Source organism: Vibrio sp. V42_P2S4T144 (assembly GCF_009904715.1).
Classification (GTDB): domain Bacteria; phylum Pseudomonadota; class Gammaproteobacteria; order Enterobacterales; family Vibrionaceae; genus Vibrio; species Vibrio alginolyticus.
Window position 1 is genome coordinate 1 of sequence record NZ_WXWS01000246.1, and the last position, 7,285, is coordinate 7,285.

Below are 7,285 nucleotides of genomic sequence, written 5' to 3' on the forward strand. Positions count from 1 at the left end.
ATATTTTAGCATCGCTTAATCCTAAAGGGTAGCAAAAATGTCACCTCAATAGAGTTTAACGTTATATGAAACCGAGTAACGCTAAGGCTCCTACAGCGGTATACGTACCATAGCCAATAAGGATTAATGCTGAAATATTTCTAAATATTAATGATTTTTGTAATTTCTGAAAATGATTGGCACCGTATCCAATAATAAGCATTGCAGGTAGCGTTCCGAGCCCAAACGCAAGCATAATTAGGCCGCCGTTCATCGCACTACCAGAAACCGCCGACCAAGTAAGCGCTGAATAAACTAAACCACATGGTAACCAACCCCAAATAAAGCCAAATGGCAACGCGTGAAGAGGATGCTTTAATGGCAACAAACTCTTCCCTGCCGGCGAGATAAAGCGCCAGAGATACTGCCCTAGCTTTTCTATTAAAAGTAAGCCTTGCCACCATTTAGCAATATACAGCGCGACTAGGATCATGAATAACGCAGCAATCAGCCTTAACCAAGCAAGAGAGTGCGTTAACCCACTAAGCTCAGATAAACCTGATATAGCACCACCCACTAATGCACCTATTAAGGTATAACTGATCAATCGTCCGAGGTTGTAGAAGAGGGGGATAAGAGGGGTAGTTTTATTTTTAGCAGAAGAGCCCATGGTAAGCATAGACGCGATACCACCACACATACCCATACAATGACCGGCTCCTACTAAGCCGATCATCAACGCACCGATAAAATCAGGAGTCATAAAGGTCGCTACTTTTTATCACTATTAGATTGGTCTTCTTCGTCGAGAAGAATGTTGTGCCCTTGCCGTTCAAGATCTTCAAACTGATCGCTTCTTACCGCCCAAAGAAAAATGGCGACAGCAACACAAACGAGAACGATAGCGATGGGAATCAATATATAAAGACTTTCCATGTTTGCTTTCTCTACTTATTTCTCTTTGAGCAGGCGCAAAGAGTTAGATACAACGATAATTGAGCTTGCAGACATGCCAACTACTGCAATGTAGGGAGCCACTAAACCTGCGACCGCCAAAGGCAAAATTAACAGGTTGTAACCCAAAGACCAAGCCAAGTTTTCTCGAATAATCTTTCTTGTACGCAGTGCAAGCAAACGTGCCTCTAGTAGTTTTTCGAGATTATCCCCAAGTAACGTCATATCAGCAGAAGCTTTAGCGACATCTGTACCACCACCCATTGCGACAGAAAGGTGAGCTCCGGCGAGAGTCGGCGCGTCATTGATTCCATCACCAACCATCATAGTGATACTGTTTTCGTCCAAGCTCTTAAGGTATGCAAGCTTATCTTCTGGCTTTGCTGACGCGACGATGTGATCGATACCAATTTCATTTGCCACTGGTTGGGCGTTTGAGAGAGAATCACCAGTTAGCAGGGTTGTCTTAATTCCAGCGTCAGCAAAACGTTGAATAAAGGCTTTGCTTTCTTTTCGGATAGGGTCGTGGTAGTAAAAGCTAGCGACATGCTTGCCATCAACCGACAGATCGACCGCCTGGCTTTCATGACTTTCTTTGCCTTGAACAAAAGCCGCACTGCCTATCTTAACGATTTTGCCATTCCATATCCCTTCAATCCCTGACCCAATCACGTTTTGCACATCAGACACGATAAAGTCATCATTGGTGAAAGTTGCAAAAGAACGAGCGATAGGGTGGTTTGCATGAGCCTCTAAAGCTGCAGCTAGTGATAGACAATCTTTCTGTGGGAGATCACTAAGTACCTTTGTTTCACAGATCTCAATATCACCTTTCGTTAGAGTGCCTGTTTTATCTACAACTAAGTGGTTGATCTTACATAGTGTCTCAAACACATGGCCTTTACGAAGCAAAATGCCAAAATTACCCATTCTAGAGGTAGCACAAGTGAGAGCGGTCGGAGTGGCCAGAGATAGCGCACATGGGCATGTAGCAACTAACACAGACAGCATGATCCAAAACGCATCATCTGGTTTTGTTTGATGCCAGTAAAACCAAGTACCAGCAGAGATAATAAGAATCACACCAACAAAGTAACGGGCGACAATGTCGGCAATTTCCGCAATTTTAGGTTTGGAGTGTTGAGCTTCATCTTGTAAACGCACGATATTAGAAATCATTGAATCGGCCTTTGAGCTCACTACCTCGAGTTCAAATGATTCATCTCCGTTTAGCGTTCCCGCATAAACGACATCGCCTCCTCGTTTCACAACGTGCACTGACTCGCCCGTTAGCATGGATTCATCAATATGAATACGGCCTGAAATAACTTTACCGTCAGCGGGGATATGTTCACCAGGTAGAACGCGAATACGATCGCCAACTTTTAGCGTCTTCACGGGTATCTGATCACCGTCCAGCGTTGTAGCAATTGCAGGAATCAACTTAAGAAGGTTACCACTCGCTGCAGCAGCTTTGCGACGAGCGCGCATCTCTAAGAATCGACCTACTAACAAAAAGAAGGTAAACATCGAGATAGATTCAAAGAAGACTTCGCCTTGTTCAGTTACTGTTGCAACTAAACTTGCAACATAGGCAAAGATCAACGCGATAGAAACCGGGACATCCATACCAAGGGTTCGGCCTTTGATACTGCGCCATGCGTTTAAGTAAAATGGAAGAGCGGAATAAAGCAAAACAGGAGTAGCAAAAATCAAACTTACCCAACGAAAGTAACTTTTAAACTCTGGCTCTAAATCACCAAAGACTTCGAGATACAGTGCAACGGCGAGCATCATGACCTGCATGGTTGCTAAACCTGCAATACCTAGCCGATATAGATATTGCTTCATCATTCGATGGTAAGAGGCTTCTTGCTTATCTGCTTCAAAAGGTGCAGCTTTGTAACCAAGTTTATGTATAACGGAAAGGAGCTCGCTTAACCGTACCTGAGTTTTATCCCAGGCTAGTAACGCTCGATTGGTGGTTGTATTAACACGGATAGATACCAACCCGGCCGTATTAGAAACTTGCTTTTCGATTAACCACGCACAAGCGGCACATGAAACGCCTTCCAAAGAAAGGGTTACTTCAGAAACATTTTCGCGATTTCGTACGAATTCAGATTGTACATCCGGATTATCATAATGAATTAAAGCTTGGAGTTGCTCTGGTACTAGATCTGCCTTTTCTGCAGGCGCAGTGCGGTATTGGTAATATGAGACAAGACCACTATCGACAATAGTCTGCGCCACAGTTTCGCAGCCCGGACAACACATGTCGCGAATTTCACCCAATATTTCTACTTTGAAATCCGTGTTGGCTGGTACATCTTCACCGCAGTGATAACAGGATTTACACATATGCTTACTTCATTAACGGTGTTGAAGAGGCAGGAAACTCAACTTTACCTTGGATCATCCATTGCTTGTCGTGTGGTTGTAGTTCAACAAACCATGGTCCTTGAATAGATTCCTCAGCTTTTAGTCGGTAATTACCAGATGCATCCGCTGTTACAAGCTTTGTGAAGTCACGATCAGGAAGAGTACGATGAGTGAAAGTGGCCGTTAGAGCAGGGTAATGAGGTAGCTTCCCTTTAGCGAAAACAATCACAACATTGTTATTTTCAGAGGAAATCTCAGCGTTAAGACCTAGGTCACGAGCGACATTCATTTTACTAATGTCGATATTAATGCCTTTGCCTTTTTTATAGTAATCCTCGGCGACTAAAGAAACAGAGTTGTTCGAGAAAACGACCACAGTAATCACAGTCCAAACTACGACAGTAAGAGGAAGGATGATTAGGAACCACGGCCAAAATTGTTTATACCAAGGCTTTACCATAAAAAAGTTCTCAACAGCTAAATGAAAAAATGTAAGGCGTTAAATTTAAAGGAAAGACAGCCCCTCTGAAAGGGGCTGTTATTGCTATGTTACGTAATATCTCAGTTACTTACTCTCTGAGTTACTTAAACTCCAGACATATGAGGCAACGAGCTGAACTTTATCTTCACCCAAAATGTCTTTCCACGCAGGCATTACGCCTGAGCGTCCGTTCATTACGGTTTCTGTTACAGCTGCACGAGAGTCACCAAATAACCAGTCTTGGTCTGTAAGGTCAGGCGCACCGACTGCAGGGTTACCCTTACCATCGGTACCATGACAAGCTGCACACACTACGAAGCGTGCTTTACCTGCCGCGGCTTCACGAGCATTTACTTTACGACCAGATAGACTAAGTGTGTAACTTACAACTTCTTGAACACCTTGCTCACCAAGGGCATCTTTCCATGCTGGCATTTGACCAATACGGCCGTGCATGATGGTTGTAACGATCGCTGCTGGCTCGCCACCATATAGCCATGCATCATCAGTCAGGTTAGGGAAGCCTTTCTGACCACGTGCATCAGAGCCATGGCATTGAGAACAGTTTTGCAAAAACAAACGCTGACCAACTTTTAATGCTTCAGGATCTTGCGCAATTTCAGGAATTGGGCGTAGACCACTGTCATTGTGCGCAAGTTTACGGAATGCTTCGCCGAAGTAAGCGTCGGCATCATCCAGTTCTTTTGCATATTGGTTTAGTTGCTTGTTCTCTTGTGCTGCAGCGATGGCTTCTTTTGACTCTTCTAGTGAGCGAACGGTTTGAGCCGAACTCTGCCAGTTTAAAAAGCCCTTGAAGCTACCTAGGCCTGGGAATAGGGCAAGGTAAACTGCTGCGAACACAAATGTGCTTACAAACAGGTAAGTCCACCACTTTGGTAGAGGGTTGTTTAGCTCGCGAATACCATCGTACTCGTGGCCCATGTCTTCCCCTTCCTCGACGCCCATTTTATCTTTAGCGCACCAAGTCAGGAGAATCGCACAGCCTACTAGCGTACCGACAGTAATCACGATAATCCAGAGACTCCAGAATGTAGTCATTACTTCTTCACTCCTTGGTTATTAGGGGTCTTTTGTTCTTCGTCAGCAAACACCAAGTTGGCATCTTCTTCAAAGCGTGCTTTACGCTTTTTACTAAATGCCCACCATACGATGCCAATAAAACTAGCGAAGAGTACAACGGTATAAATACTATGAATTGTACCGAAATCCATATGATCCCCTTACTTCATTGCATGACCAAGAGACTGAAGGTAAGCGATGATTGCATCCATCTCTGTTTTACCTTCTACTTCTTTAGCCGAATTCGCGATCTCTTCATCAGTGTATGGAACGCCGAACTGATCACGAAATAGCTCAAGTTTCTTCTGAGTTAGCTTACCGTCTAAAACGTTTTCAGCTAGCCACGGGAAACCTGGCATGTTTGACTCAGGTACAAGCTCACGAGGATCTAACAGGTGAACACGGTGCCATTCGTCAGAATAACGACCACCAACACGAGCTAAATCCGGGCCTGTACGCTTAGAGCCCCAAAGGAATGGGTGTTCCCAAACACTCTCACCAGCAACAGAGTAGTGACCGTAACGTTCAGTCTCTGAGCGGAAAGGACGAACCATCTGGCTGTGACAAACGTTACAACCTTCACGGATGTAGATATCACGGCCTTCCATCTCCAAAGGAGTGTAAGCGCGCAGATTTTCTACAGGTTCAGTCGTTTGCTTTTGGAAAATCAGAGGCGTGATCTCTACAAGAGCGCCCCAACTGATAGCAAACACGATAAAAATAGCCAACAAACCGACATTACGTTCTAAGATTTCATGGCGATTATTAGAATTATTACTCATTCTTAAATCTCCTTATGCCGGATGTGGGATAGCTTTTAGGCTTTCTTTAGGTGCACTTACCGTTTTGTACGTGTTGTATGCCATTAGGAACATACCAGATAGGAAGATAAATCCGCCTAGGAAACGTACAAAGTAGAACGGATAAGACGCTTCTACAGACTCAACAAAGCTGTAAGTTAGCGTACCGTCAGAGTTAACCGCGCGCCACATAAGACCTTGCATTACACCAGAGATCCACATCGCAACGATGTAAAGAACGGTACCGATTGTTGCTAGCCAGAAATGCACATTAACTAGACCAACAGAGTACATACGCTCCTGGCCAAATAGGCGAGGTACCAAGTGATATACAGAGCCGATAGAAACCATCGCAACCCAACCTAACGCACCAGAGTGAACGTGACCAATGGTCCAGTCTGTGTAGTGAGAAAGTGCGTTAACCGTCTTAATCGACATCATCGGGCCTTCAAAGGTAGACATACCGTAGAACGACAGTGAAACGATTAGGAAACGTAGGATAGGGTCATAACGAAGCTTATGCCATGCACCAGATAACGTCATAATACCGTTGATCATACCACCCCAAGAAGGAGCAAATAGAACCAGCGACATAACCATACCTAGAGACTGAGTCCAGTCTGGTAGCGCTGTATAATGAAGGTGGTGAGGGCCTGCCCAAATATATAGAGAAATAAGTGCCCAGAAGTGAACGATAGATAGACGGTAAGAATAAACAGGACGTTCAGCTTGTTTAGGAACGAAGTAGTACATCATACCTAGGAAACCAGCGGTCAGTAGGAAACCTACCGCATTGTGTCCATACCACCACTGAACCATCGCATCCACTGCGCCCGAGTAAATCGAGTAAGATTTACCGAGTGACACAGGAATAGCCATGCTGTTCACGATGTGAAGTACTGCTACTGTGATAATAAAGGCACCGAAGAACCAGTTTGCCACATATATGTGTGACGTGTTTCGTTTCACCAGTGTGCCGAAGAACACCACCGCATATGATACCCATACTAGCGCAATTGCGATATCAATAGGCCATTCTAGCTCAGCATACTCTTTACCCGATGTTAAACCGAGAGGCAAAGTAATGGCTGCTGCCAGGATGATTGCTTGCCAACCCCAAAAGGTGAAGGCAACGAGTGGGCCACCAAAAAGACGTGTTTGACATGTGCGCTGTACAACATAATAAGACGTTGCGAACAGAGCACTGGTACCAAACGCAAAAATTACCGCATTAGTATGCAGTGGACGTAAGCGACTGTACGTCAACCACGGCGTATCAAAGTTTAGCTGTGGCCAAACTAATTGAGCGGCAATCAAAACACCAACAGCCATACCAACTATGCCCCATAAAATGGTCACAAGGGTAAATTGGCGAACGACTGTATAGTTGTAGTTTTGTTCAAGCTGCTTTACTTGGCTCATTTGCATGCTTCCAATTTCTAATTAACTACACTTTTACTTCCAACACGACTTGCGTCGTAACACCACCCAAGTAAACTCTAGAATTCAAGTGTTATCATCACCTTATTTCCATTGCTGACTTTAATAAAAAGTGGCATTTTCAGCGTGACACTATACTTGAATTAACAATTCAATGACAGGGTAGTAA

At 44.4% G+C, this 7,285-nt stretch carries 8 protein-coding genes; all 8 read right to left on the reverse strand.

Annotated features, from left to right (window positions below):
* Positions 1-61: 61 nt before the first annotated feature.
* The 8 genes from CAG68_RS08525 to ccoN all read right to left on the reverse strand — a co-directional run bounded on the left by CAG68_RS08525 (position 62) and on the right by ccoN (position 7,098).
* Complete coding sequence (locus CAG68_RS08525) at positions 62-742, reverse strand: sulfite exporter TauE/SafE family protein (protein ID WP_025766639.1); 681 nt, start codon at positions 740-742, stop codon at positions 62-64.
* A gap of 8 nt (positions 743-750) precedes the next feature.
* Positions 751-915: a cbb3-type cytochrome oxidase assembly protein CcoS gene (gene ccoS, locus CAG68_RS08530; RefSeq protein WP_025766638.1), complete on the reverse strand. Its 165-nt coding sequence runs from the start codon at positions 913-915 to the stop codon at positions 751-753.
* 15 nt (positions 916-930) lie between these two features.
* Positions 931-3,294 (reverse strand): heavy metal translocating P-type ATPase metal-binding domain-containing protein, encoded by a 2,364-nt coding sequence (locus CAG68_RS08535; protein WP_161441010.1) that lies wholly within the window; start codon positions 3,292-3,294, stop codon positions 931-933.
* Positions 3,295-3,298: 4 nt separating this feature from the next.
* On the reverse strand, positions 3,299-3,775 hold the full coding sequence (locus tag CAG68_RS08540; RefSeq protein WP_005377489.1) for a FixH family protein: 477 nt from the start codon (positions 3,773-3,775) through the stop codon (positions 3,299-3,301).
* 105 nt (positions 3,776-3,880) lie between these two features.
* The gene (ccoP, locus tag CAG68_RS08545) at positions 3,881-4,855 is read right to left on the reverse strand and encodes a cytochrome-c oxidase, cbb3-type subunit III (RefSeq protein ID WP_005377487.1); all 975 of its coding nucleotides are present in this window, start codon (positions 4,853-4,855) and stop codon (positions 3,881-3,883) included.
* Positions 4,855-5,028: a cbb3-type cytochrome oxidase subunit 3 gene (locus CAG68_RS08550; RefSeq protein WP_005377485.1), complete on the reverse strand. Its 174-nt coding sequence runs from the start codon at positions 5,026-5,028 to the stop codon at positions 4,855-4,857. The genes ccoP and CAG68_RS08550 overlap by 1 nt, the downstream gene beginning before the upstream one ends.
* 9 nt (positions 5,029-5,037) lie before the next feature.
* Positions 5,038-5,658, reverse strand: a complete 621-nt coding sequence (ccoO, locus tag CAG68_RS08555) for a cytochrome-c oxidase, cbb3-type subunit II (RefSeq protein WP_005377475.1) — start codon at positions 5,656-5,658, stop codon at positions 5,038-5,040.
* A gap of 12 nt (positions 5,659-5,670) precedes the next feature.
* The gene (gene ccoN, locus CAG68_RS08560; protein ID WP_005396488.1) at positions 5,671-7,098 is read right to left on the reverse strand and encodes a cytochrome-c oxidase, cbb3-type subunit I; all 1,428 of its coding nucleotides are present in this window, start codon (positions 7,096-7,098) and stop codon (positions 5,671-5,673) included.
* Positions 7,099-7,285: the final 187 nt, after the last annotated feature.

Coding starts and splice junctions, on each gene's coding strand:
- CAG68_RS08525 (WP_025766639.1), bottom strand. CDS start 742: ATGACTCCTGATTTTATCGGTGCGTTGATGATCGGCTTAGTAGGAGCC.
- ccoS (WP_025766638.1), bottom strand. CDS start 915: ATGGAAAGTCTTTATATATTGATTCCCATCGCTATCGTTCTCGTTTGT.
- CAG68_RS08535 (WP_161441010.1), bottom strand. CDS start 3,294: ATGTGTAAATCCTGTTATCACTGCGGTGAAGATGTACCAGCCAACACG.
- CAG68_RS08540 (WP_005377489.1), bottom strand. CDS start 3,775: ATGGTAAAGCCTTGGTATAAACAATTTTGGCCGTGGTTCCTAATCATC.
- ccoP (WP_005377487.1), bottom strand. CDS start 4,855: ATGACTACATTCTGGAGTCTCTGGATTATCGTGATTACTGTCGGTACG.
- CAG68_RS08550 (WP_005377485.1), bottom strand. CDS start 5,028: ATGGATTTCGGTACAATTCATAGTATTTATACCGTTGTACTCTTCGCT.
- ccoO (WP_005377475.1), bottom strand. CDS start 5,658: ATGAGTAATAATTCTAATAATCGCCATGAAATCTTAGAACGTAATGTC.
- ccoN (WP_005396488.1), bottom strand. CDS start 7,098: ATGAGCCAAGTAAAGCAGCTTGAACAAAACTACAACTATACAGTCGTT.